Source organism: Pelagibaculum spongiae (assembly GCF_003097315.1).
Taxonomy (GTDB): Bacteria; Pseudomonadota; Gammaproteobacteria; order Enterobacterales; family Pelagibaculaceae; genus Pelagibaculum; species Pelagibaculum spongiae.
This window is the reverse complement of record NZ_QDDL01000002.1, coordinates 227199-251840: the sequence shown is the minus strand read 5'-3', so window position 1 is coordinate 251840 and position 24642 is coordinate 227199. Positions and strand designations below refer to the sequence as shown.

Sequence of the window (24642 nt, the reverse complement as noted above, 5' to 3'; positions counted from 1 at the left end):
CAAAGGTCAGATGAGCGCCCCTTTATGAGGGTTAGATTAAAGCTGGCTACGGGAAGGAATAACATAGTAAACAACAAGGGTATGAGAATGTATAAATAGTAGAACAAAAAATGCCGACTAAAAAGCCGGCATTTTCAAACTGAAATAAATAATCGAAATTAACTTTCTGCCAAAGGCGAGAATAGCATTTCAATATCTTCTTCAGTAATGGTACTACCCGCTACTGCCGTTTCTGCATAAATCGCTTCGGCGAGTGCCTGTTTCTTTTCTTGCATTTCAATAATACGTTCTTCCAGCGAACCTTCGACAATCAGCTTGTAAACAAATACGGGTTTGTCTTGGCCAATACGGTGCGCCCGGTCGGTTGCTTGGTTTTCTACTGCTGGGTTCCACCATGGGTCAAAGTGAATCACGGTATCTGCAGCGGTCAAGTTCAGGCCGACACCACCTGCTTTAAGGCTGATCAGGAATACGTCTTTTTCACCGTCCTGGAAAGCGTCAATTTGTTCTTGGCGCTTGCGAGTTTGGCCAGTTAATTTACTGTAAGAATATTCTTTCTCAATTAATTTCTCTTCGATTAATCCCAGCATTTTAGCGAACTGAGAGAAGATCAAAACCTTGCGGCCTTCAACCCGTAAGTTTTCCAGCATTTCCATCAGTAGAGTGAGCTTGGCGCTTTCTTCTACATCTTTGGCTGCATCTAAACTTAATAGGCGAGGGTCGCAGCAGGTTTGACGCATTTTTAATAATGCATCAAGAATCATCATTCGGCTGGCACCGATACCTTTTTTGTCGATTTCCTTGCGGACTTTACCCAGCATTGCCATACGCACGCTTTCATATAGTTCAGCCTGCTGCTGTTCCATACGAACGGTTTGTATTGTAATGGTTTTGGGTGGTAATTCTGGTGCGACTTGCTCTTTGGTTCGACGCATCATAAATGGACGAATGCGTTTGCTGAGCATTTTTTGACGACTTTCTACGCCGTGCTTTTCAATCGGCACTTGGAATAAAGTACGGAAATGCGATTGCTTGCCCAAAAAGCCAGGTAATAAGAAATCGAATTGACTCCATAATTCACCCAAATGGTTTTCCATCGGTGTACCAGTCAGGCAGAAACGCTGGTCTGCACTGATTGAACGAACCGTTTGACTCCAGCGTGCGCGCGGGTTTTTGATTGCCTGTGCTTCATCGAGAATTACATTAGAGTAATGCTGTTTTAGCAGTTCTTCTGAATCGCGAACCAATAAATGGTAGGTGGTAATAATAACATCGACATTTGGGATGTGTTCGTACATCCAATCCCGGTCAGGGCCATGCAATACTAGAATTTTCAGGTTTGGCGTAAATTTATCTGCTTCACGTGCCCAGTTACTAACCAAGCTGGTAGGCGCCAGAACAAGCGCTGGATTAACCAAGCGGCGGCTACGTTTTTCTACCGATAAATAAGCCAAAGTCTGAATGGTTTTACCCAGACCCATGTCGTCAGCCAAAATACCGCCATAACCTAGGCGACGCAGTAGCTGCATCCATTGCAAACCCTTGTACTGATAAGGGCGCAAATCAGCCAAGAACTGGTTAGGAATATTAACGGTTTTCTTTTGCTCGTTATCCCATTGCATAATCTGCTTTTGCACGTCGACATCACCTTGCCAGGTGGTGCGGCATACGCGGGAAAGTGCGGCTTCTACTTCTAATAAAGTAGGCGCTGCAGCTTGGCTGATTTTAATTCGGCCTTTTTCCAGATCTTTTTCTTGGAAGATTTCCATTAAGCTGGTTAATAGCGGCAAAATTAAGTTGGCAGCCAAGGGCATGCGGCGACCGTCTTCAAGCGGCAGCTGTAGCGTTTGATCGGGGGTGATTTTGGTGATGTCATCTCCCATTTCTTCGATCAAGCCCATAATCGCCGGAAGCAGATCAATCTGTTCGCCATCAATTTGAATTTTTACTGCAAAGCTTAACCAGTCGTTGTCGTATTTAGCGACATCGAGAATCCAAGTAGAATCTTCGCCGTTATGTAAACGCCATGGGAAGTCTTCGGTGAATTCAATGTTAAAACCTTGTTTTTGCAGTTCTGGTAATTCTTGCTGTAAATAACCCAGCCATAAATTTTCCTGGCTCAAACCTTTTTCACCGGTAGGCGCATAGGAGTTATTCAGTGGGCGGTTGCCGTAAACGGCGGTGACAGCGCGAACTGAAGATTTGGTTAAGCGTGCTAACCAGTCTTTTTCCAGTTCTAAATGACGGTGAATGTGTACCTGACGCTCTTGTTGGAAAACCGTCATTTCTTTTTTAGCGTTGCCGGCATCGATCAGGTGGCCGTCGTAATCAAAAAACAATTTGATTGCTGGCTGTTCCCAAGCGGTTTCGGTCTGCCAGTCATAGGTGGGTACCGCTTGCAGTACAAACTTCATGATGGGTTTAGGTTCGATCGCCGCAACTTCTGAATATTCCAGTGCTTTAGGACGTGGCAAACGGAATTCGCGGGCCAGCTTGGTCCAGCGCTTCTGAAATGATTGAATTTGATCGGCAGGTACCGGAGGCATCGACAATAAAGAAGTCAGCATTGACTCTTCGATATCACTTTCAATCACACCAATCTGGCTATGTTCTGGCTCGAGGTAACAAGCTGGAGTGACGGGCAGCGCAGTGCGGTTGCCAGCCAGCTTTAAATGTTGGCGACATTGGTCATCGACATCCCATGCCAAGTTGAGTGCTTCATCAGAACCGAGAGACAAGGGGAACATATGGCCCCATTCGATCCAGTAGCAGCGGCCGGTTCGTAACATGGCGCGCAGCAACTCATAGCCTTCTTCGCCTTGCAGCAAGCTAGATTCGTTAGCCACAATTCGACGGCAAATCGATAAATCTGATTCAACTAAGAATCGCGCCGGGCTTTTACCGCGGAATACATTTTCTGCTTGGAAAGGGCGAGGTTCGGAGTCTGACAACTGGCAACTACTTAATAGTCGGCCAACTGCCAGGGTAACATTCAATCGGCGAATGCCTGGAGAAAGGGATAAACCGTAAAGTAGACGTTCTTTAACATTGTCCGGCCATAGATCAGGTTCTGGCTGCATTGACTTGTCCAGTTCCTGGAACCAAGTCTTGAGCGTGTGATCTAGGTGATCTCTTGAATCAGCTTTTTCTGGATCGTGGCCTTTCAGTCGCTGTGCTTCCATAACCAAAGCAACGCCATGCTGGCAGTTTTCTTTATGGGTACAAGAGCAGCGAGATTCGATGTGTAAGTCGCCATCTTCTTTTTCGGCAATGGTCGCTACTACTCGATAAGCTTGTCGGGCACTACCCCGAACCCTACCGCGGACACGATTGCCGGCGAAGTCAACTTCACGAACCCGGCGATCGGAGTAATAAGACATTCCGCGTTTGATCTCATCAGGATCAAAAAAATCATAGAGTTCTTCGACAGACAGAGGACGCATTATTAGACTATTTAAACATTCAAAAAAAGTATTTTGCGCATTTGGGAGCTGTTTGTAAATTGCGAAAGATCACTTATTTGTTTTTTTTAAGGTCGATTTCTCGCAAGTCTTTGAAATTGTAGTGTTTGGTGGGCTTGGGGCGTGCATGTCAATTATGAAGTTTTTTAGTAATTTGAGTTGAAGCAATGCTAGCTGTTGGGAAAAAGTGAGCAAAAGGCCAAATCGCTGCTTATTGACAGGAAGCAATAGATTATTAACTTACAGTAAATCGGCCGTGAAAGGTTTGCGCCGAAAGTAGCTATTACCAGAAAAAGGTTTTTATATGCTATTGATCATGATAAGGTTTCAGGAGATGCTCAATGCTTGAAGTTTTCTCTTCGATATGGGTTGCAGGGAATTTGATATTAGTAATATGAAACTTTGATTGTTTTTTGTGCGAATTTAACTGAACTAGTTTGAGTTAAGCCAAACTAAAATGATAGTCGACCATAATAATTAAATGAAAACAGACGGTTGATGTTTTCATTTATGTTGGCAGCTATTCAAGCAGCTTGGATTCATCGACGATATTATCTGACGAAGCAGGTTGAAATTTACAGAACAGTTACTTTTCGCAGTTCACTAGATGTCACTGTTATATAACATTTGTATATAGAGAATAAGCAAAGATCAATTCGCATACGCTGCCGCGCATTATATGTTCTTTTCTCTCCGGGTTAAACACTTTTTGCTAAAAATCGTATTATTTTTGGCTTAGCTGTTGTTTTTTAGTGGGCGAACTAGCTAGTCAGGCGCTGTTGCTGAATAATCTGGCGATCGACTATCAGTGCTTGTTTGATGTAAATGTTGAGTATTTCCTTTTTAAGGCGATGACTAGTTCTGCATGTAACCAAGCCTTATGCTGGGTGTTTGATATTCAAATTATATTGGCAGTTATCGCTATAATGCAGGGGCTTCGTAGAGTGGTCTTAGTAAAACAATTTCTTTAGATTAGAGAGGGTAGTCGCAGTAGAAAGCAGTGCTATCAGATTGCCTCCATTTTCAAACAGCCTTTACCGTCTTGTTTGATCGAGTAGATAGATATTTTTTTTGATTGATTATGCAGGCTTGCAGCTTGGCTGTTCAGCATAAATCTATGCTATTGGTTGTCGCGAATCATAATTTAAATCAAAGGCTGCTAGCCAGAAAAAAATAGAGAATGGTTTTCTGATAAATTTTAATGAGTTGTTTGCCGGTGATAAATAACGGTTGGCGTTAACTTCAATATTTTTTGCAATGATCGATGCAGAATAGGCTAATCAGATTGTTTGATAATTGAATGATTTATTCAAATAATGGTTAGAGTGGTAGAATAAAATAAACATCTTGTTTCCCGAGGTATCGAACATTTTGCTGTGGTTTGATAAGCCTTTGGCGCAATCAGGCACTTTTGAAACCTATGGCCAGCTGTCTGATTTCGCTAGCGCTCATCAAACCTACAAAGCCTGGGATAATTTTAAATTTCTGAGCACTTTTATTGATTAGTAGCCATGTTAGCTGATAGTCCAGTGTTGTTTGAGAATAAAATTGCTTGAGGTTGCTGGCGCTTGATCCATTAATTTGTTGTGTTAGAATTGCTTTATGAAATCTGTAAATTCAATTGTTTTACTTTTCCCGGTAGGCATTGCCTGTTGTTGCTGTTGTGCTTCGTCACGACGGCTGTGCTTTATGTAACTCATTACAGACAAGTATTTTTTAAAGGCCGTAGACGCAATGCTACGGCCTTTTTTGTGGTTTTTTAGTCACTAGACTCTTCTACAGAAACACCAGCATTAGCGCTACCGCCGAACATTCATTCGCAAGCTAATGATTCCCCGGGTGGCCAATGCAACAAAAATCAATCGATCAATATGAGTCTGAGTCATTTAAACCGCAAAGTCAGTTGCAGTTTTTTGATAGTTGGCAAAGAGCAATCATTCCATTTCAACCACTGGATCCAGCGAAAATCGGGCTTTATGCCTGCGGCCCGACGGTTTATGACTATGCTCATTTAGGAAATCTGAGAACCTATATTTTTGTCGATATCTTACGGCGCACTTTGAAATTAAATGGTTATCAGATTCACCATGTGATGAACATAACCGATGTGGGACACCTAGTTTCAGATGCTGATTCCGGCGAAGATAAAATGGAAAAGGGTGCTAGGAAACATAACAAATCTGCCTGGCAAATTGCCGAGTATTTTGAAAACAAATTTTTGAGCGATCTTGCTGAATTAAATATTGAAACGCCAGAAACGATTTGCCGGGCCACCGAGCATATTCAGCAGCAAATTGAATTCGTCCAGCAACTACAAGATAAAGGCTTTACTTATCAAACCAGTGATGGTGTTTATTTTGATTCCAGTAAACTGAAAGATTACGGCCAGCTGGCACGGTTAGACATTGCTGGTTTGAAATCAGGTGTAAGAGTTGAAGCCGCTGAAAAGCGTTCAATTACTGATTTTGCATTGTGGAAATTTAGCCGAGGCGAACAGCGGCAAATGGAATGGCCAAGCCCATGGGGTATTGGATTTCCCGGTTGGCATATCGAATGTTCTGCGATGTCGGAACACTATTTAGGCAAGCAATTTGATATTCATGCCGGTGGTGAAGATCATATACCGGTGCACCATACCAATGAAATTGCTCAATCTCAGGCTAAAAATGGTCACAGGCAAGCCAGCTACTGGATGCATGGATATTTCTTGCAGCTAGATCAACAAAAAATATCTAAGTCTGGAACGTCTCTGTTATTAAGTGAATTGGTGCAGCGTGGCTTTTCGCCATTAGCTTATCGATACCTGGTATTGACCAGTCATTATCGCAGTCATTTGAATTTCAGTTGGCAAAGCTTGCAACAGGCTTCAGACCGGATGATTAAATTAAAAACTAAAGTCAGTGCTTGGCCTGAAGATGGCCAGGTTGATCGATATTTTTGGAATAAATTCACTGAAAAAATTAATAATGACTTAGCCATGCCACAAGCAATGGCGGTGTTATCTGAAATGATCGCCAGTGAAATAGCCGATGAAAATAAACGGGCAACCTTGCAGCAAATGGAGCGAGTGCTTGGGCTGGATTTGTTGAAAGCTGACCAAGTATCGTCAGAAATACCGCTGCAAGTAATTACCTTGGCAGAGCAGCGCTGGCAGGCGCGTAAACAAAAAAATTGGTTAGAAGCTGACAGGCTGCGAGAGCTAATTTTACAAGCTGGCTATCAAATGCAAGATCAAGATAAGGGGTTCAAGTTGGAAAAGACGAAGCTGTCGAAAGTGACGGTATATTAATATTGGTAGATTGGTATCTATTCAGTATATTCTTCTGATGGTTTGTAGTTATCTGATTTGAATATAATCAAGTATCGACGCTCGCAATGAGATGCCCTGAGTAAGCCGCAGGGCTTGTCATTGCACGAGAGAGGGGCGTAGAAGCGGACAAAATGACTATCAGAATTTTGCAGACTAATTAGGCAGGTTTTAGTTATCAAACGCCTTCATTTAAGTGTTTGCTGTACTAGTCTTAGGTGGTTGCTATCTCGTGGCCAATAACCCATGGAGGGGAGTGTTAATTTATATTCATTTGGATGAAGTTTTTTGGTCAAGACGAACACTAAAGGGACAATCGTCTAGTGAAATTGATCTGTCTTCAATTACGACGCTGCCAGAATTAGAAAGATGTTTTGTTTTCAATCATGAGTTACTCCATAAGCAGTTTGTCGAATTATTAATTAAAACAGATAGCCATTGTATTTATGCCTTATAAGTGATCTTCTTATAAATGATATTAAAAAATAATATCGTTTAAGTTTTCTAAATATTGGATTGATAAAGTTTCAATAAATTCAATGCATGAACTTAGCAGTATGGGCTTTTTCGAAGGGGTTATCGGGTTGGTCGCGTGGCTTGAATTCGATCGAAAGCCAATACCAATTAGTATTGAAATTGCTAGTTACGGTAAAAGACACGGTATCCAAAGTGAAGCATTGCAAGGTAGATATGTTAGAGATCAGCCAATCAAAAGAAAAAATGTTGTAGTAATATCCAGAAACCAAACTTTATTGGCATTATGTAAAGAGAGAGGCTTTTCAATACTTGATAATTTGTGGCCAAACTATATAACCAAATTGTCTGGGATATTAAAAAATCTTAGTACGGATTTTAACTAGAATGTATTGCCAAAAAACGAAAGGTCGATTGGTTGCTAGAAATTTTTTAGCTCGAATTATCGATTAGCGGAAAATGCTACGATTTCATGGATGACTTTAGGTAGTGTTTTTGATGATAATGATCTGCCGATAAATTTATCATTTTTGTTTTTTACAAATTTATTATGTAATTCAATAATTTCTTTCTTGTACCATCTTTTTTTTGTAATTAGCGGTGAGAAGTATTCTAATTTTGAGTAATAACCCCAGCCTTCTCCTTTAGAATCAATCGAAAAATAAGTATCTTTAAGATTGAATTCGGCTTTAGCTATTGCGCTATCTAGCCCATTTGCAGAAAACACAGCGATAAGCTTCTTATCTGATTCTATCAATATAGGTAGTTTAAAGTGAATTTTAATCATACCGAGTAATATTTAATTGGCGTTTAAAATCGCTACCCACTACTGCGGCATAACGTGCGCATAAAAAGTAGTTGGTAGCGACCGATCAAACCCAGTGATTAGCTTTTGATGCACACTGCGTCGATTTCAACTTTGACGTCTTTTGGCAAGCGCGCCACTTCAACACAAGCACGCGCCGGGAATGGTTGTTCAAAGAAACCGGCGTAAACTTCGTTGATGGTGGCGAATTCGTTCATGTCTTTGATGAAGATGGTGCACTTAACAACATCGGTCATGGCAAAGCCAGCGCTCTCGATAATGCTCTTTAAGTTCACCAATGACTGTTTGGTTTGCTCAGCAACATCTTCAGAAACCAGAGTCATGGTCTCTGGGATAAAAGGGATCTGACCGGAAACAAACAGCTGATTGCCAGCCTGGATTGCTTGCGAGTATGGGCCTACTGCTGCAGGTGCCTGGTCAGTATGGATCGCATTATTCATCACAGATTCTCATTGTTGGTAAATGTGGGCCAGTTGCCGCTATTCTGGGCTGAGTAAAAAGAGTGGTCAAACTATCCGGTCAATCTGTTGAATGAAATCGTCAAAGCGCTCGATATATGGTTAATTGATGCACCTTCAATACTGCAAAATCACCATAACTCTAAATGTCCGACCAATTGATCAATAGCTTGATGCGTGATCAAGCTATTGAGAAAACCACTGATTGAATCTTAAGCAAGTTTATTTGGCTGTTAGCTTTAACAGCTTGCCGCTATCGGTGAGGAGTAAAATTGCGCCGTCGCTAGCGATTTCCACATGACGCAATCGCTCATCTAACTCGGCCAGCAGAGAAATTTGCTGTACCGGTTGGTTTCCATCCATTTTGACCCAACGGAGCTCATGACTTTTTAAGGTGGTGGTGAGTAAATCGCCATTCATCTGAGGAAACATTTTGCCGTAGTAAACTGCCAGTGATGAAGGGGCAATCGAAGGTGTCCAGTCAATGAAGGGTTGCTGCATTCCCGGGTATTCTTTGTAGGGAGAAATGATCGCTCCGGAATAATCTCGGCCATAAGTAATCACTGGCCAGCCATAGTTGTTGCCTGCCTGGATAATATTTATTTCATCGCCACCAGCCGGGCCATGTTCATTTGAGTAAATGATATTGCGTTGTTGGTCGTAAACTAGCCCTTGAGGGTTGCGGTGACCCAAGCTGAAAATGGCTTTGTTACTGTTAGCTTCGGCGACAAAAGGATTGTTTTCAGGAATGCTGCCGTCGTCACGAACTCTGACGATTTTTCCTAGCAGACTATCTTTTTTTTGTGCCGCTTCTCGGTAATCAAACCCTTCACCAACAGTGACTAACAATGTGTTGTCTGGCAGAAATGCAATTCTTCCGGCGTAATGAACCGGAGTGTCTTTACTGCTGGCAGTGAATATTACCTGCTGATTTACTAGCTGGTTATCTCTCAACTGACCACGAATTACTCGCAGTGCATTATCGTTTTTAGTGCCATGGGCAAAGCTTAAATAGACCCAGCGATTACGCAGAAACTGAGGATGTAGTTTTACATCTAACAAACCGCCCTGACCGGCGAAATAGACCGGTGGGATATTAGCGATCGGTGCTGAAATCTTATCGCCGTCGACTATGCGAAGTTGCCCGGAGCGTTCACTGACCAAAAGTTGACCGTTGGGTAATTCAGCTAATGACCATGGACGATCTAACTGGTCGGTGATTTGCTCAACACTGAATGCTAAGGCCTGAACTTGAAGCTCGGCTTGTTCAGCAGTTAATAGCTGGGATGAAAAACTGGCTGGAGACTCAGTCGCCATAGTTTGAGCTGGAAACATCAGACTGACTGTCGCGAAAGTAATGCTACTCAAGAAAAGCGCCGCACTTGACTTATACTGCTGACAATATGACTTAAACTTCATGGCGATCGCTCCCTGATCTGCTGGTCGATTTAATTTTAGATGATTGATTAGTAATGTTTTTATGGGTTTTATTATTTAACTGCTGATAGATGTAACGGCCACAAACTACGCCTAAAACGCCGCATAAGCATTGAAGTAACAGACCGCTAGTGCTTCTGGCGCCGGCAATTAGAGTGATATCCAGCAAAGGCTTCATTAAAAGTAATGGCACCAGCATGCTGAGAAAACCGGATATACCCCAGCTTAAATAATCGACTGTGGCTGAAAATTCTGAACCATCTTTGTTAAAAATTTTCTTTAGAATACGTTGCCTCACCTGATGGGTAATGGCGAAACCTAGTAGTAGGCTGATCGCGATAATTGCGCCGTATCCTGGCAATAAGCCGAGTAGGTCGTCAAATGTGGCGGTTAATCGAATTTGCCAAGACAGTTCAATACCAATCGCTTGTAGTTGGTTTAATACCTGTTGGCTATGGCTAATGCTGGCAAGGACAAAGGTAATGATCAGGGCAGTGAAAAATCCGATCAGCTTTGGCTTCCAGGCCATGTTTTTGGCAGCTTTCATTGTCAATCTCTGTAGACTTTGTGCTATTAAAAGCTGCTTTGGTGTTGGCTGCAAGCGCCGTTGGTTCTAATGGTTCAATTTTTTCTATTTTGGCCCGCTTTAAAGAGTACAGTCAGCAACAAGAATGATTATTGGAATGAAAAGCAGTAGCCGATCGGAGTAATCTCAAAATCACCTTCTGATATCCAATTATTGCCAGCAAACTTGTTAGGGTTGGCGTTATCATCGGTTATGCTTGTGGCCTTTTCTGGCGAAGAGAAGGGCGGTTGTGTTGTGCAGGGTTGAGTTTGTCATGATCAACCTGCAATGTACCGCTGCAATACATAGATAGATTAATTCTTTGGGTATATTGCATTTGGTGAGTAAATGAGTCTATCGAGTTTGTTTCAGTTATTAGGGTTGTCAGCTATTTGGGGTGGTTCGTTCCTCTTCATGCGAATGGCAGTACCGGCACTTGGTCCGGCAGTGATGATTGAACTAAGAGTGCTATTTGCAGCAATCTTTTTAGCAATTGTTGCATTGATAATTAAAAAGAAATTAAATTTACGCCAACATTGGCGCACGTTTTTATTTTTAGGCTTATTTAACACAGGCTTACCTTTTTTATTAATTGCTTATGCCGCGCAAACACTTTCGGTTTCACTTTTATCAATTATAAATGCGATGGCGCCAGTATGGGGCGTTGTGATTGGTTTTCTGTGGAAAGGCAGTCGATTAACCGTAAAAACTGCACTGGGTTTATTGCTCGGTGTGGTAGGCGTGGCGGTTCTGGTTGGTTTTGATGCATCAGTTGGTTGGTCTGATAGCTTGGCAGTTATGGCTTCATTAGCGGCAGCGCTTTGTTATGGTATTGCTAGTAATTTTGTACAGCATAATCAGGCAGAAGGTGCAAAACCGATTGAACCATTTGCCAATGCGCACGGTAGCATGTGGGCCGCTAGTTTATGGCTATTGCCGTTTATTCCGTTCGCTCCGGCTAACTATATGCCTTCTCCAACCATCGCCTTGGCAGTCGTTGCATTGGGTGTTGTTTGTAGTGGCATTGCTTATTTGATGTATTTTAAATTGATTGTTGATATCGGTGCGCCGGGCGCATTAACCGTGACCTTCCTCGTGCCGTTTTTTGGCGTGTTATGGGGCGTATTATTTTTAGCTGAGCCATTGAGCTGGAATATTTGGGTTGGTGCACCTGTGGTGGTGGCGGGGACTATGTTGGTGACTGGGTTCTCTGCTTCGGCATTATTCAAGCGAAAACGTTCAAGCTAGTTTTGCTACAAATAGTTTAAAAATAAAAAAGCCCCGCTGTTTATAACTATTCGTTAATAATCAGCGGGGCTTTTTTTATCGGGTCAATTAACTGGCCTTACTTTCAGAAAAGGCTTCTGCCAAGTTCTGTCGAGATAGCTCGCCTTTTAATTCACCAGCTTTATTGATTACCGGTACTGAATACTCAGCTTCCAGAGTGCCAGGAATCACCGACTCCAAAATATCGTCTGGTTGAATCGCTGGTAACTCTTGCCAAATCTCATCGTTAATGGTTTTTGGTTGACCGAGTTTTACCGCTGCGCACAATGCAACTTCAGTTACTACGCCTTGGTAGCCCTGATCTGAAACATAATAACCATAAGTGCGTTTTAAGCCGCGCATTTGTTGTAATGCACCTTCAATGGTTGACTCGGTAATTCGACAGCGTGCAGGTTGCATTACCGTTTCAACAGTCAAGGCGCGAGCCCGGTTAACATCTTTTACGAAAGCTTCAACATATTCATCGGCCGGGTGTAATAAGATTTGATCCGGGGTGCCTTGTTGAACAATTTCACCATCTTTTAATATTGCAATACGATCACCTAGCCGAAGTGCTTCGTCTAGGTCATGGGTAATGAAAACGATAGTTTTGTGCAGTTTTTGTTGTAGTTCGATTAATTGATCTTGCATTTCAGAGCGAATTAACGGATCAAGTGCTGAAAAAGCTTCATCCATTAACAAAATTTCTGCATCGGTACATAAGGCTCTAGCCAAGCCAACTCGCTGTTGTTGCCCGCCAGACAATTGAGACGGATATTGTTTGGCATAACCAGGCAACCCAACTGATTCCAACCATTCCATAGCTTTTTGATTGCGTTCGAGCTTTGGGATACCTTGAATTGAAAGGCCGTAGCTGACGTTATCCAACACTGTTTTATGCGGTAGCAATCCAAAGTTTTGAAATACCATCGACATTTTTTTGCGGCGAAACATCTGTAATTGCTTGGCATCTAATTGGGTAACATCGACACCGTCAATATTAATCTGTCCTTCAGTGGGGTCTATCAATCGGTTCAGGTGGCGAATTAAGGTCGACTTTCCTGAACCAGACAAACCCATAATGACGAATATTTCGCCACGCTGAATCGACAAGTTAATATTTTTTAAACCCAGGGCGTGATTGGTCTGTTCTAAAACCTGATCTTTTCCCATGCCTTGATGAACTAAAGGCATCACTGATTCAGGCTTGCGACCAAACAGCTTATACAAGTTTTTAATTTCGATGATTGGTTTAATCATGCTGAACTCCTTGCATGTGACGCTGAGTACGCTTAGCAAATGCTTGTGAAACTCGGTCAAAAATAATCGCCAATGCGACAATCGCTAAACCGTTTAATAGCCCTAAAGCAAAATATTGATTGGTAATCGATTTTAACACCGGTTGGCCAAGGCCTTTTACACCAATCATTGAAGCGATAACCACCATCGATAATGCCATCATAATTGTTTGGTTAATACCAGCCATTATAGTGGGCATAGAAAGCGGTAGTTGTACGTTGAGTAGCCGCTGTAATGGACTGGCGCCAAATGCAGTTGCTGCTTCTAGTACTTCTTTATCGACCAGCCTTATTCCTAAGTTGGTCAAACGAATTACCGGAGGAATGGCATAAATAACAACGGCGATAACCCCAGGTATTTTACCAATACCTAGTAGCATGACTACTGGGATTAAATAGACGAAGGCAGGCATAGTTTGCATCACATCCATTAAAGGTGTGACGATTGACTGAACTCGGTCGGAGCGTGCCATGGCAATACCAATCGGAATGCCAATTATGATTGCCAGCGAGGTACAGACTAAAATAATGCTGGTGGTTCGCATGGTATTTTCCCACATGCCGAAATAACCAATTAGCAATAATGCAGCAACCACGCCTAAACATAACTTCCATGAGCGACTCGCCAGCCAAACTAGTGCGCTGATTACGCCAATTACTAACCACCAAGGTGTCGATAATAGAAGTTTTTCAAACCACACTAAAAACTGCAGTAGTGGATCAAAAAACGCTTCAATACTATCACCATACTCGCGAGAAAATTCTCGATAACCAGAATCAAGATATTTTCTAATATCTCGAAGCTCGCCTCTATCCAGCTGTGGAAATTCAGTTAACCAGCTTTTGTCGGACATACTGCTCACCCGTTAATATTAAATTTTAATCTTAGAGGGTTTAATTTCTAACTGTTTTCAGTAAAGAAAATTAAACCTGTAGTCGAAACACTCTATTCTTCAAAGCAAAAGCAAGCCTCAATAAAGAAGGCTTGCTTGAGATTGCGAATCAAAAATTAATAATTTTTGACCGCTGATTTTATTGTCTGGATGTTTTGTTTTGGTACCCACTGACTCCAAACTTCAGGATACTTTTCCAGGAAATACAACATCACACTTTCGCCGTCGGCTTGGTTCTCTTCCATCCATGCCAAAATCTGGTTCAGTTGCTTGTTGGTCAAGCTTCGTTTTGTCAGATAATCAAAAGCTTGGGGTGAACGACTGGCAAAGCTTTCAGAAGTGATGGTAAAAACATCGGCCGCTGGGTACATAGTGGCTTTAGGAGATTGGCACTCTTCTTGAGTGATGCAATCGATATAGTGTTGCTTATCGATACTGTCGCTCAACTGCACTTTGACCATTTCGTATTTGCCGAGGATCGCAGTCGGTGCCCAGTAGTAACCGAACCAAGCTTGCTTGCGCTCATAAGCCTTAGCAATTGCGCCGGCTAAACCTGCTCCTGAACCTGGGTCGATTAAATCAAAACCTGCTTGCTTTAATTCCAATGCCCTAAAGAGATTTGTACCAGTTGTTTGGCAATTCCAGCCAGCAGGGCAGCCATAAAATGCTGATAGGCTACGGTCTTCAGGATGTTTGAACAGCTTGGCGTGTTTCTTTATCCCGGCAATGGTTGCCAATTCTGGGTATTTATCAACCATATACTTAGGTACCCAAAAACCTTCTTCACCACCGTCAGATAACGATCTTCCCGCATGGCGTAGTCGTTTTTCAGCGATGCCCTGGTTGATGGTTTTTTTCAACGCATTCATCCAGATTTCTGGTGCGATATCCGGCTCGCCTCGCTCAACCATTGATGTGCCTGTTGGCATGGTATCGCCAGGAACCAATTCTGCTTTACAGCCAAAACCGTGGTTCAAAATGAACTGGTCAAGGTGAGCAAACAGGGTGGCTGAGTTCCAGTTCATATCAGCAATAGTCACTTTTCCACAACTAGTTGTCGCAGCAAAGCTGGTTGTAGGTAAAATGGCTAGCAGACTAGAAAGATATACTGCGTAAAGCACTTTTTTCATGGTGTACCTTTTTTAAGCTCTAAGCTCTAAGCTGTGGGCTTTATGTGATTGTATTTTCTCACTTGCTTGGTATGTATATTACATGTCTAATGATTAGAGCTCAAATCTTTAGTGCTATTCCCATTTCCAATGATGTTCGATAAATGTGAGAAACCACGATGAGTGATATGCCGCATTGGCAAGATGTTTTGACTGAGTTACGCAAGATCATTCGTGCTACAGATCTTCAATCGAAGCGTATGAGTAAGAGCTGCGGCCTGACGATTCCACAAGTGATGGTGATGCGGAGTATCGATTTACTCGGAGACGTGACGGTAAAATGTCTGTCAGCAGAAATATCATTGAGCCAAGCAACCGTGACAACGATTCTTAATCGATTGGAAAGCCGGTTGATGATTGAACGTATTAGAAGCAAAACGGATCGCAGAATTGTTAACGCCCGCTTGACTGATTTTGGTAAAGAGGTGCTGGCCAAGGTGCCACCACTATTGCATGAAGCCTTTATTGAAAAATTTGAACGGCTCGACGTGGACGCACAAACTTCGATGCTAGCCTCATTAAGTCAGATTGCCAGCATGATGAATGCAGAAGATATCGACGCTGCACCGCTATTAGATATTGCGGTGCCTGATAAAAATATGGATTAAATTGTTTTAATAGAGTGATTTTAGGTTTTTTGCCGATTTTAATTCCAACGATGCACTGTTTTTAAACCGGTTAAGTATTTATAAAAAATAAACACCCTCAATGTAGATCGTCATGAGCGAAGCGAATAGCGACTTTTTAATGAAATATCATGTTGCGCCAAAGCTCCGAGATGATCTACGAGAATGCTCATAAGAATTCTTTGCTTCCACGGCGCTTAATTGGTTTTAATCGAACCAGTTAAACCATGTTTTATAGAGATTAATATGAAAAATCAGGAAATGGAGCAGCGATTGAGCCAAGAGATTCTCGATTTTATCGGCAGTCGAAAATCTTTGCAGCTCTCAACCGTACAAGCTGATGGCCATCCATTTGCTTCATACGCACCTTTCGCAATCGGCGAACAGTGCCTTTATATTCTGATTAGTGAAATTGCACGGCATGCGGTGAATTTACAGCATGAGCAAAGAGCATCAGTTTTGATTATTGAAGATGAAGATGCTGCCAATGAAATATTTGCTCGGTTAAGAGTAAATTATTTGGTTGATGCTGAATTAATTGAATATCAAACAACCGATTGGCAGGTTGGCATAAATACTTTAGCTGCGCGACATGGTGATCGAATTAATAGCCTCAGCCAGCTGGCTGATTTCAGACTGTTCCGCCTGCTGCCTAAAGGTGGCCGATATGTAAAAGGATTTGGCAAGGCTTACCAGCTCGAAGGTGGCACATTGGCTGGTCAGTCGATTGATCATTTACGGGTAGGGCATAAAAAGCGATCATAAAACTATTTGCTTGTGGTCAAAGGGAAAAGAGATCAGACGCATGATTTCTTCTCAACTTCTAATGGGCTGATTAACAGCTCATTTTTATGAATAAATTTCAGTAAGGTACCTTCGATAGCTTCTCGGTGAATAGTTTCTATATCTCAGAGCTATCGGCTTTCAGAGTTTACTTAAAAAATAACAATAAATATGAGAAGAAACTGGTTTAACGCATTATTTTCTTTGACGGGGCTGCTGCTTTGGTCGATGGCTTTAATTGACCGGCAGTTACTATTTGATATTAGAATGTATCAAGGTCAGGATTTTCCAAGTGATCCGGTTCTGATCTTCGGTGCAGCGGTGTTTTTATTGGCTTTAATATTTAATTTTAGGCCTTTTGGTTCAGTCAAATATATGCGCTGGCTATGGTTTGTTTTTGGTTTTGCCGGGTTTGCAGTGTTTTTATTTTATTTTAGTTGGGGAATGCAATTAATCGGAGTTGCTTCGATAAGCAATAGCCCATTGCATCGTCTGGTTAATAAAAAGACATAGCAAGGAAATAAATGCCATTCAGAATTCCCGCCTATTCATACAGCTGATGTTCGCTAAAGGAAAATCTCGCATAATTTTTCTTATAATCGATAAAGCGCCAAGCTCCTCCAGTCTACGGTTGGTAAACACTCATGCTTCGATGCGTTCAACGAAATCGATTTGATCGACATGGTCTGACTGACTGCATGTCGAAAGAATTACAAAATATCGACACGTTTAGTTGTTGTGTCGATTGCATCGACATGAACCTGAGATATGTCGATAAAATCGAAAAATATCGACACGTTTGATTGTAATGTCGATTGTATCGACATAAGCTGATTTGAAAGCAGGATATGTCGATATTTTGAGGAAATTTAAACATGAGCTGGCAAGCCAAAGCGCCATACAACCAGTTGCCACTGTTACCACCAGATGTAGATGTGCTGGAAACACGCACGGTATTGAAAGCTTGTATTACAGCGCGTGCTGCATTGGCTGAGTTGAAAAAGGCAGGAGAGTTAATTCCCAATCAAAATATGCTAACTAACTTGCTACCCCTTTTGGAAGCAAAAGACAGTTCCGAGATTGAGAATATTGTAACGACTACGGATAGGCTGTTTCAGTATGCGCATGAGAACAAAGACGCGGATCCTGCGACCAAGGAAGCGCTGCGTTATAGGACGGCGCTCTACCAAGGTTTTATGCAGCTGGAGAGAAAACCGCTTTGCACTGCAACAGCAATCGAGGTGTGCAGCACACTCAAGCACACTGAAATGGATATTCGCAAAATGCCAGGAACGGTCATTGGCAACCAGACAACCGGTGAAATTATTTATACACCGCCTGTTGGAGAAGATGTTATTCGAGATCTTCTAACCAATTGGGAGCGCTTTATTCATGCTGAAGACGATCTGGATCCACTAATTAAAATGGCTGTTAGCCATTATCAGTTTGAAGCAATTCATCCATTTTATGATGGTAATGGCCGAACTGGCCGTATTCTAAATGTTTTATATCTGATTGAGCAGGACTTACTGACTTTACCGATTCTTTATTTGAGTCGATATATTGTTCATAACAAACAGGGTTATTATCAACTACTGAATCAAGTCACAAGTGAGCAAAACTGGGAAGCGTGGCTGCTATTTATGCTAAAAGGTATCGAGCAAACAGCCAAATGGACCTGTGAAAAAATTGCCGCTATTAAATTACTTATGGAAAGCACCACAGATTACATTAAGGCACAGCTGCCAAAAATATATAGCTATGAACTGGTTCAGCTGATTTTTGAGCAACCCTATTGTCGTATCAATAATCTAACGGAACAAAATATTGCTAAACGACAGACTGCTTCTATTTATTTAAAGCAGCTTGTCGATACAGGCGTTTTGCAGGAAATATCTTCTGGTCGAGAAAAGCTATTTGTTAATCCAAGGCTGATGCACTTGATGACTCAAGATGACAATGAGTTCAAAATATTTTAATTTACCTAAGATAAATAACAGAGCTAGCCCAGCAATTGTTTTGAGTTCGCTGGCTTGGCTCTATATTAACCAAACCATTTTCTGCCATCCCCCGCAATAAATACCAATACATTAAATCCCCCAGCCAGGGCTGCGGTTCTTTTTCCTGGTAGGCTTTAAAAAGCTCGGAAAATGTTATTGGTGATTTTTGCTGCAGAATATCTAAAGTAATTTGATCGGTTAAGCTGACCTTAGATTGTTGCTCAGCATATCTTTGTAATGCCTGCTTGAGAAATGGCAGTGTTGTACCGGTATTGCTGGTGATGATTTGCAGCGGCTGTTGTTTGGCGAGCCTTTCCCATGAACAGCTTGCAGCGATTAGCTGACCATTAGTGACCGGCTTTTTTTGTTGCCAAAGCTGTTGGATTTGTTCGCTATTGAGCTGGCCGAGGCCGATAAACCGTCCATGGGTTTGCTCCAATTCAGCATGCTGGTTAATACAAATTAGCTGAAGTTGTCCCGGCTTTAATTTTTGCTGAGAAAGCCTGAATAATAAATAAATTAAAATAAGCTGGTCGTAGCAGTCATGTTCAAACCACAGAATAATTTGTGAATATTGACTGGCATTGCTTAAAAGCTGGTAACTGGATTGCTGCTTTTGCTGAACTTCAGTGAAGTCCAATTCAAAAGCTTCAGCAATAAACTGGCTGCGCTGCGATACCCATGGGTCAATATTTTTCAGGTTAAGACTTTTGTGGTTAATTGGCCCAAGGCAGAAAGGGTCGCTGAACTCCAGAAAGTCAGCATTTTCTAGCAATCCAGCTTGCTCAAGTTGTGGATGAATATCGCTGCCGCAGCGAATGTGTAATAACTCTGCTTGTTGGGTCATGAGACAAAAAATACAACATCTGAGAAAGGCTCAGTTTACTGGTATGAATTAGTAAGCTGCAACATTCGATCTGGAATTGGCAGTTATTCCAATTAGCTTTGGTTTGCTATTCCAAATTGCCGGTTGAAAATCTGCGCCACTATCGGTAACTTGTATCCACTTGCTGATCCAGATGTACTTCTGATTGATGGCAATCCATTTTCTGATAGTTGCTTAGCAAAGCATCTATCAATATGTAGTTTGACGTAAAAGAGCACATGTAATGTATCAATTTCCGAAAGCACAGCATCACCACCATCATAAGCGGTAGCCTTCGGAAGCTCACTGCCGAAGGTCTGTATCCTTCCGGCGGCACTGAATAATCAAAACCCCTGGAAGGCAACTTTCAGGGGTTTTATTTTGCATAGTCGAAAATGGCTAGGCAACCTGAACAACCAATAATTTGAAAACGAATCAGGAATAGAAGTAATGAATGACAACAAGCGACTGCGTATTGCGATTCAAAAATCTGGCCGTTTATCCAAAGAGTCTATGAAGCTACTCAAAGGCTGCGGAGTGAAGTTCAACATTGATGAACGTCGTTTGATTGCCCATAGCGACAATATGCCAATCGACTTGTTACGAGTGCGTGATGACGATATTCCAGGCTTGGTAATGGATGGCGTAGTCGACCTAGGTATTCTTGGTGAAAACGTATTAGAAGAGGAGCAATTGGAGCGCCAATCCACCGGTAAGCCTTGTACTTTTGACAAGCTTCGCCAGTTAGATTTTGGTAGTTGTCGACTGTCAATTGCCATGCCACAAGAGTTTGAATATTCAGATTCTAGTTCGCTGGAAGGTTTGCGAATCGCCAGCTCTTACCCCAATTTATTGAATCGTTTTTTAGCAGCTAAACAGGTAAGTTATCTGGATTGCATGTTGAAAGGTTCGGTGGAAGTCGCGCCACGTTCTGGCTTGGCTGATGGTATTTGTGATCTGGTTTCTACTGGTGCCACTTTAGAAGCCAATGGTTTGGTAGAAAGCGAAGTGATCTTCCGTTCTAAGGCTTGCATGATCCAGTCGCCAATCGCACAAGCAGATGACAAACAAGCGTTAATTGATAAAATTCTGTCGCGAATTAATGGCGTGATTCGTGCCAAAGAAAGCAAGTATATTTTGTTACACGCACCGACCGACAAACTAGAGCAAATTGTAGCCTTGTTGCCGGGTGCTGAAAACCCAACGGTATTGCCATTAAATGATGACAGTAATCGGGTTGCGGTACATGCCGTCAGTACCGAAGATTTATTTTGGGATACCATGGAGCAATTGACCGAACTGGGCGCAAGCTCAATTTTGGTTATGCCGATTGAGAAAATGCTCGGTTAAATTCTATGTAGGTTTGATGAGCACTAGCGAAATCAAACATGTAAAAGCGCAGTTTTTTTTATTTGGTTGCGCAGGTGTTTATCAAACCAGCGGGTTTTGAGGTAAAGAAAATGCAGGTTTTAAATTGGCAGCAATTGTCAGCTAGTGAACAACGACAAGCTTTGCAACGCTCACCATTAATTGGTTCAGAAAGTCTAGGGCAAACCGTCCGGGGGATTATTGAATCAGTCGCCGAGAAAGGCGATGTGGCGCTGGCTGAATTTAATCAGAAGTTTGATGGTGTTCAGGTGGAGCAGCTGCAGTTATCTGCAACGGAAATTAGCGAGGCCTGTGAAAAAGTTGCTGAGCCATTAAAGCAATCAATCCAGCAAGCAATTGCCAATATTGAAACCTTTCATATTGCACAAAAATTTCAGCCAATTGAAGTGACGACTCAGCCGGGCATTCAGTGTGAACTACGCAATGAACCGATTGAAAAGGTCGGTTTATATATTCCAGGTGGCACAGCTCCGCTAATTTCTACCGTATTAATGTTGGCGATTCCGGCAAAAATAGCAGGTTGTGAAAAGCGAGTACTGGTCAGCCCGCCGCCAATTAATGATGCGATTATTTATGCCGCTAATGCCTGCGGTATTGATGAAATCTATCAAGTTGGCGGGGCCCAAGCCGTCGCTGCACTAGCACTTGGCACCGAAACTATTCCCGCTGTGGATAAAATCTTCGGCCCAGGTAATCGGTTTGTCACTGAAGCCAAAAGTCAGGTGTCACAGGGCAGTAGCTTTGCTGGAAAATCGGCTGTGGTGAGTATTGATATGCCTGCCGGGCCGTCGGAAGTGTTAGTCATTGCCGATGCTGAAGCGAATCCACAATTTATTGCCGCAGATTTATTATCTCAAGCAGAACACGGGCCAGATTCACAAGTGATTCTGGTTACCGATTCAGCTGATATTGCTGAGCAGGTAAATTTAGCGCTGTCACAGCAATTAGCTCAGTTATCTCGTAAAGAAGTAGCAGAGCAGGCGTTGCAATTTAGCCGCACTTTACTGGTAGAAAGCATGCAGCAGGCTGCCGTGGTTTCTAACTTATATGGGCCGGAACATTTAATTATACAAACTAAAGCGCCACGCGATATTTTAAAGAATGTTCGTGCTGCAGGTTCAGTATTTTTAGGTGCTTATACGCCAGAGTCGGTCGGTGATTACGCCAGTGGCACCAATCATGTTCTGCCGACTTATGGTTATTCTCGTTCGGTATCGTCATTGTCGCTAGCAGATTTCAGCCGACGGTTCACCGTGCAGGAACTGACAGCAGAAGGCTTGCAAGGCTTAGGCCAAGCAGTAATGACATTAGCTGAAGCTGAACTGTTAGATGCCCACAAAAATGCCGTCGCATTAAGATTAGATAGTTTGAAGTAACTAGTTATTTCAAATAAAAAACGGGCTTAAATAGCCCGTTTTTTTTGCAGTGAGTTTTTGTTATGACTCATGGCAGGTAAGAATATATTTGTTTGCTAGTCTAAGAGATAGCTTGAATGAAAAAACAGGGATGTTGAGTGCTCTTTATCGGAAATATGAATACGGTAGCGTTACTCAATTATAGGGGCGATGACCGTGCATGCTGGGCAGTTTGCTGTGCCATTCTCTATAACTGGCATCTCTATGGTACAAATTTAAGTCGTAGAGGCCGTTGGCTAAGTGCAGAGAAAGTCCGTCATCATTTATTTGTGACAAAAGATAGAAAAAGTTACCCGACTTTTAGTGCATTAAATCAAATGGGGCTTTTTCAGGAAGAAATCCCTTTGATAAGTATTTCCCAGATTGAAAAATTCATCATTAAACAACTGTGCAGCAATTGCCCTGTCGCCATCTCTACTACCAATGCCAAAGGGGTTTCTCATGCTGCATTGATTATTGGTTTTGATCAGGAAGAATCTGAAGCAAAAGTTTCAGAAGCATCTTGCATGGCTTCAACATTTTTTTATGTACGTGATGAATTGAAAAAGATGAATAAACACCTAGGTGATAGCAAGGAAGGTTTGTATAGAAAGGTTTATCTGTATATGTCAATCAAAGCTGGGAAATCAGTTCGAGATAAACCTGAGTATATTTTTTGTTTTTGTGACAATGAAGATAACAAGGTTTTTATTAACAGAATGGCAGTCACTAAAAAAAGTCTAGTACGAGTCCAATAAGTAAAAGGCGGGTTTTCGATCCCGCCTTTTAATAAGTAAATCTTAATTCTTATTCAGGAAATGATTTCATAACATCTATTTCAAGAGAAACGGGTACATCACCACCTTCATCTGTCTTTAGCGTTCCTGCTGCTTTGTAGTTAGAGAAGGCAGAGGTTGCTTGATAAAATTCATTTGGAATTTCACCTCTGAAATATGAATAGTTGTTTTCGCTATTAGTCATGGCTCGTAAACGTTCTTCTGAAGAATTTTCGTAGTATCCAGGCTCTTTTTCGATATCGGTTTTCCAGCTAAATTCCAATCCGGTCCTCATATAGTCTTCAAAATTAAATCTTACCCGGTCTTCGAAATAAGATTCTTGAGTATCTTTGTATTCAGACTGGCCTTGTGCCCACACTAAGTCCATGCAGTAGATTGGATATTCTTGATCATTGATCGATGTTTTGCCGATAGAAGATAAAGTATTATCTCTTACTTTATATAGGGTTGCATTTGCATTGATGATTTTAGTATCGAAATCATCTGATGCTTGAGGATTTTTTTGTAAAGTTGGGCCGACAGGGCCAATGAAACGATAGAAATTATCTATGTTGACTATCAAATCTATTTTTTTATTGTCAGTAATTGTTCCGGTGCGATAGTCAGCAGTGAATTTATTGTCTTCACCTAGGCTGATTTTTTCTTCAGAGTAATCATCTTGGTTTTCGCCGGAGCAGCGAGAGAGATAAAACTCACCATCCTTTTCGACAATCTTGACTACCGTACTGGAAATTTGATGTGCACTACCTGTCAAATTTTCAGACGTTGGCTCTATTGAAACGTCACTATATTGCAGCCATAGGCCTGAAATATTATCGTTGCTGACTTCAGCCTTGGTGATGTTTTGATCCAAAGCACCAGCGATAACGGCGCTGTCATTATTACTGCTACTGCAGCCTGTGGCCAAAACAGCAATAGAAACGCTACTGAGAATTGGAAATAGTAAATTTTTCATTGGGGAGTTCTCGCTGGCAATCATGTTGATTGCTGGGAACTATATCTGATAGTGACGCTTATTCTGTGACGGTAATGTAAAGGAAAGTCGGCATTTTTTTTGTTTTAACCAGCGAAGCGAAAATCTCGGGGGCTTGCCCCCGAGCTGAATAGCGTACAATGACGTAGTCATTGTGCGGGTGTTCAGTTTATGGAAGTGCGTAGAAATTCACATCATGTCTTTCGCCTGATGTATCACTTTGTTTGGATTCCAAAATATCGAAGAAAAGTGTTTGTAGAACCTTATCGGGAAAACTTAAAAAGCATCATTGAAAAGATTGGTTATGACTATGATATTGAAATTGTTGAGTTAGAAATACCGACAGATCATATTCATATGGTTGTTAGAACCGAGCCTAAAATGTCACCTGCAGATGTCATGCAAATAATCAAAAGCATCTCGGCAATAGAATTCTTTCGCCTTCATCCTGAGGTTAAAAAGCGTTTCTTTTGGGGTGGTAAATTATGGACGCAAAGCTACTTTGTCGAAACTATTGGTAATGCAACTGAAGATGTTATTCGTAAATATGTACAAGAGCAGTTAGTGCATATGGATAAAGGTGAAGAGCATAGCCAGCAGCTCGGGTTGTTTTAAAACTCGGTCGCTTGCGGCCGAGTTTTTTATCTAGTTTCGTTACATT

22 protein-coding genes are annotated in these 24642 nt (G+C 41.9%); 12 read left to right on the top strand and 10 right to left on the bottom strand.

Going from position 1 to position 24642, the window contains the following annotated elements:
* Nucleotides 1-158 precede the first annotated feature (158 nt).
* Complete coding sequence (locus tag DC094_RS07095; RefSeq protein WP_116686428.1) at nucleotides 159-3443, bottom strand: DEAD/DEAH box helicase; 3285 nt, start codon at nucleotides 3441-3443, stop codon at nucleotides 159-161.
* A gap of 1864 nt (nucleotides 3444-5307) precedes the next feature.
* Here DC094_RS07095 and cysS point away from each other — a divergent pair.
* Together cysS and DC094_RS07080 are read left to right on the top strand one after the other, a co-directional pair.
* Nucleotides 5308-6750, top strand: a complete 1443-nt coding sequence (gene cysS, locus DC094_RS07085) for a cysteine--tRNA ligase (RefSeq protein WP_116686426.1) — start codon at nucleotides 5308-5310, stop codon at nucleotides 6748-6750.
* Nucleotides 6751-7307: 557 nt separating this feature from the next.
* Nucleotides 7308-7628, top strand: a complete 321-nt coding sequence (locus DC094_RS07080) for a hypothetical protein (protein WP_133245491.1) — start codon at nucleotides 7308-7310, stop codon at nucleotides 7626-7628.
* Nucleotides 7629-7684: 56 nt separating this feature from the next.
* Here DC094_RS07080 and DC094_RS07075 read toward each other — a convergent pair whose 3' ends face one another.
* The 4 genes from DC094_RS07075 to DC094_RS07060 all read right to left on the bottom strand — a co-directional run bounded on the left by DC094_RS07075 (nucleotide 7685) and on the right by DC094_RS07060 (nucleotide 10510).
* A complete protein-coding gene (locus DC094_RS07075) occupies nucleotides 7685-8029 on the bottom strand; it encodes a hypothetical protein (RefSeq protein ID WP_116686424.1) in 345 nt (114 codons plus the stop codon).
* A gap of 98 nt (nucleotides 8030-8127) precedes the next feature.
* Nucleotides 8128-8508 (bottom strand): RidA family protein, encoded by a 381-nt coding sequence (locus tag DC094_RS07070; protein ID WP_116686423.1) that lies wholly within the window; start codon nucleotides 8506-8508, stop codon nucleotides 8128-8130.
* 240 nt (nucleotides 8509-8748) lie between these two features.
* Nucleotides 8749-9945: a PQQ-dependent sugar dehydrogenase gene (locus DC094_RS07065; RefSeq protein ID WP_206605597.1), complete on the bottom strand. Its 1197-nt coding sequence runs from the start codon at nucleotides 9943-9945 to the stop codon at nucleotides 8749-8751.
* Nucleotides 9935-10510: a hypothetical protein gene (locus tag DC094_RS07060; RefSeq protein ID WP_116686422.1), complete on the bottom strand. Its 576-nt coding sequence runs from the start codon at nucleotides 10508-10510 to the stop codon at nucleotides 9935-9937. The genes DC094_RS07065 and DC094_RS07060 overlap by 11 nt, the downstream gene beginning before the upstream one ends.
* 366 nt (nucleotides 10511-10876) lie before the next feature.
* Here DC094_RS07060 and DC094_RS07055 point away from each other — a divergent pair, with 366 nt between their 5' ends.
* Nucleotides 10877-11776 carry a DMT family transporter gene (locus DC094_RS07055; protein ID WP_116686421.1) on the top strand — a complete coding sequence of 300 codons (900 nt, stop codon included), beginning with the start codon at nucleotides 10877-10879 and terminating at the stop codon, nucleotides 11774-11776.
* Nucleotides 11777-11863: 87 nt separating this feature from the next.
* On the opposite strand, the gene DC094_RS07050 is transcribed toward DC094_RS07055, so the two are convergent.
* The 3 genes from DC094_RS07050 to DC094_RS07040 all read right to left on the bottom strand — a co-directional run bounded on the left by DC094_RS07050 (nucleotide 11864) and on the right by DC094_RS07040 (nucleotide 15115).
* Complete coding sequence (locus tag DC094_RS07050; protein WP_116686420.1) at nucleotides 11864-13054, bottom strand: quaternary amine ABC transporter ATP-binding protein; 1191 nt, start codon at nucleotides 13052-13054, stop codon at nucleotides 11864-11866.
* Nucleotides 13047-13946 carry an ABC transporter permease gene (locus tag DC094_RS07045; protein ID WP_116686419.1) on the bottom strand — a complete coding sequence of 300 codons (900 nt, stop codon included), beginning with the start codon at nucleotides 13944-13946 and terminating at the stop codon, nucleotides 13047-13049. The genes DC094_RS07050 and DC094_RS07045 overlap by 8 nt, the downstream gene beginning before the upstream one ends.
* 155 nt (nucleotides 13947-14101) lie before the next feature.
* Nucleotides 14102-15115: an ABC transporter substrate-binding protein gene (locus DC094_RS07040; protein ID WP_116686418.1), complete on the bottom strand. Its 1014-nt coding sequence runs from the start codon at nucleotides 15113-15115 to the stop codon at nucleotides 14102-14104.
* 158 nt (nucleotides 15116-15273) lie between these two features.
* Between DC094_RS07040 and DC094_RS07035 the strand changes: the two genes are divergently transcribed.
* From DC094_RS07035 to fic, 5 genes are all read left to right on the top strand, one after another.
* Entirely contained in the window at nucleotides 15274-15762 is a 489-nt protein-coding gene (locus DC094_RS07035) for a MarR family winged helix-turn-helix transcriptional regulator (protein ID WP_116686417.1), read from the top strand.
* 264 nt (nucleotides 15763-16026) lie between these two features.
* A complete protein-coding gene (locus tag DC094_RS07030; protein ID WP_116686416.1) occupies nucleotides 16027-16545 on the top strand; it encodes a pyridoxamine 5'-phosphate oxidase family protein in 519 nt (172 codons plus the stop codon).
* A gap of 189 nt (nucleotides 16546-16734) precedes the next feature.
* On the top strand, nucleotides 16735-17076 hold the full coding sequence (locus DC094_RS07025) for a hypothetical protein (RefSeq protein ID WP_133245490.1): 342 nt from the start codon (nucleotides 16735-16737) through the stop codon (nucleotides 17074-17076).
* Between the two features lie 131 nt (nucleotides 17077-17207).
* Nucleotides 17208-17366 (top strand): hypothetical protein, encoded by a 159-nt coding sequence (locus DC094_RS22060; RefSeq protein ID WP_158527243.1) that lies wholly within the window; start codon nucleotides 17208-17210, stop codon nucleotides 17364-17366.
* 72 nt (nucleotides 17367-17438) lie between these two features.
* Nucleotides 17439-18542: a protein adenylyltransferase Fic gene (gene fic / locus DC094_RS07020; protein WP_116686414.1), complete on the top strand. Its 1104-nt coding sequence runs from the start codon at nucleotides 17439-17441 to the stop codon at nucleotides 18540-18542.
* Nucleotide 18543: 1 nt separating this feature from the next.
* Here fic and DC094_RS07015 read toward each other — a convergent pair whose 3' ends face one another.
* On the bottom strand, nucleotides 18544-19410 hold the full coding sequence (locus tag DC094_RS07015) for a DUF1835 domain-containing protein (protein ID WP_116686413.1): 867 nt from the start codon (nucleotides 19408-19410) through the stop codon (nucleotides 18544-18546).
* 468 nt (nucleotides 19411-19878) lie between these two features.
* On the opposite strand from DC094_RS07015, the gene hisG reads away from it, so the two are divergent.
* The 3 genes from hisG to DC094_RS07000 all read left to right on the top strand — a co-directional run bounded on the left by hisG (nucleotide 19879) and on the right by DC094_RS07000 (nucleotide 22969).
* Nucleotides 19879-20778 carry an ATP phosphoribosyltransferase gene (gene hisG, locus DC094_RS07010; protein ID WP_116686412.1) on the top strand — a complete coding sequence of 300 codons (900 nt, stop codon included), beginning with the start codon at nucleotides 19879-19881 and terminating at the stop codon, nucleotides 20776-20778.
* Nucleotides 20779-20888: 110 nt separating this feature from the next.
* On the top strand, nucleotides 20889-22193 hold the full coding sequence (gene hisD / locus DC094_RS07005) for a histidinol dehydrogenase (protein WP_116686752.1): 1305 nt from the start codon (nucleotides 20889-20891) through the stop codon (nucleotides 22191-22193).
* Between the two features lie 137 nt (nucleotides 22194-22330).
* Nucleotides 22331-22969: a papain-like cysteine protease family protein gene (locus tag DC094_RS07000; RefSeq protein WP_133245489.1), complete on the top strand. Its 639-nt coding sequence runs from the start codon at nucleotides 22331-22333 to the stop codon at nucleotides 22967-22969.
* Nucleotides 22970-23018: 49 nt separating this feature from the next.
* Here the strand turns inward: DC094_RS07000 and DC094_RS06995 are convergent, their stop codons facing one another.
* Nucleotides 23019-23987, bottom strand: a complete 969-nt coding sequence (locus DC094_RS06995) for a hypothetical protein (protein ID WP_116686410.1) — start codon at nucleotides 23985-23987, stop codon at nucleotides 23019-23021.
* A 165-nt stretch (nucleotides 23988-24152) separates the two neighbouring features.
* On the opposite strand from DC094_RS06995, the gene tnpA reads away from it, so the two are divergent.
* A complete protein-coding gene (gene tnpA / locus DC094_RS06990; protein ID WP_116686409.1) occupies nucleotides 24153-24596 on the top strand; it encodes an IS200/IS605 family transposase in 444 nt (147 codons plus the stop codon).
* The last annotated feature ends 46 nt before the right edge of the window (nucleotides 24597-24642 follow it).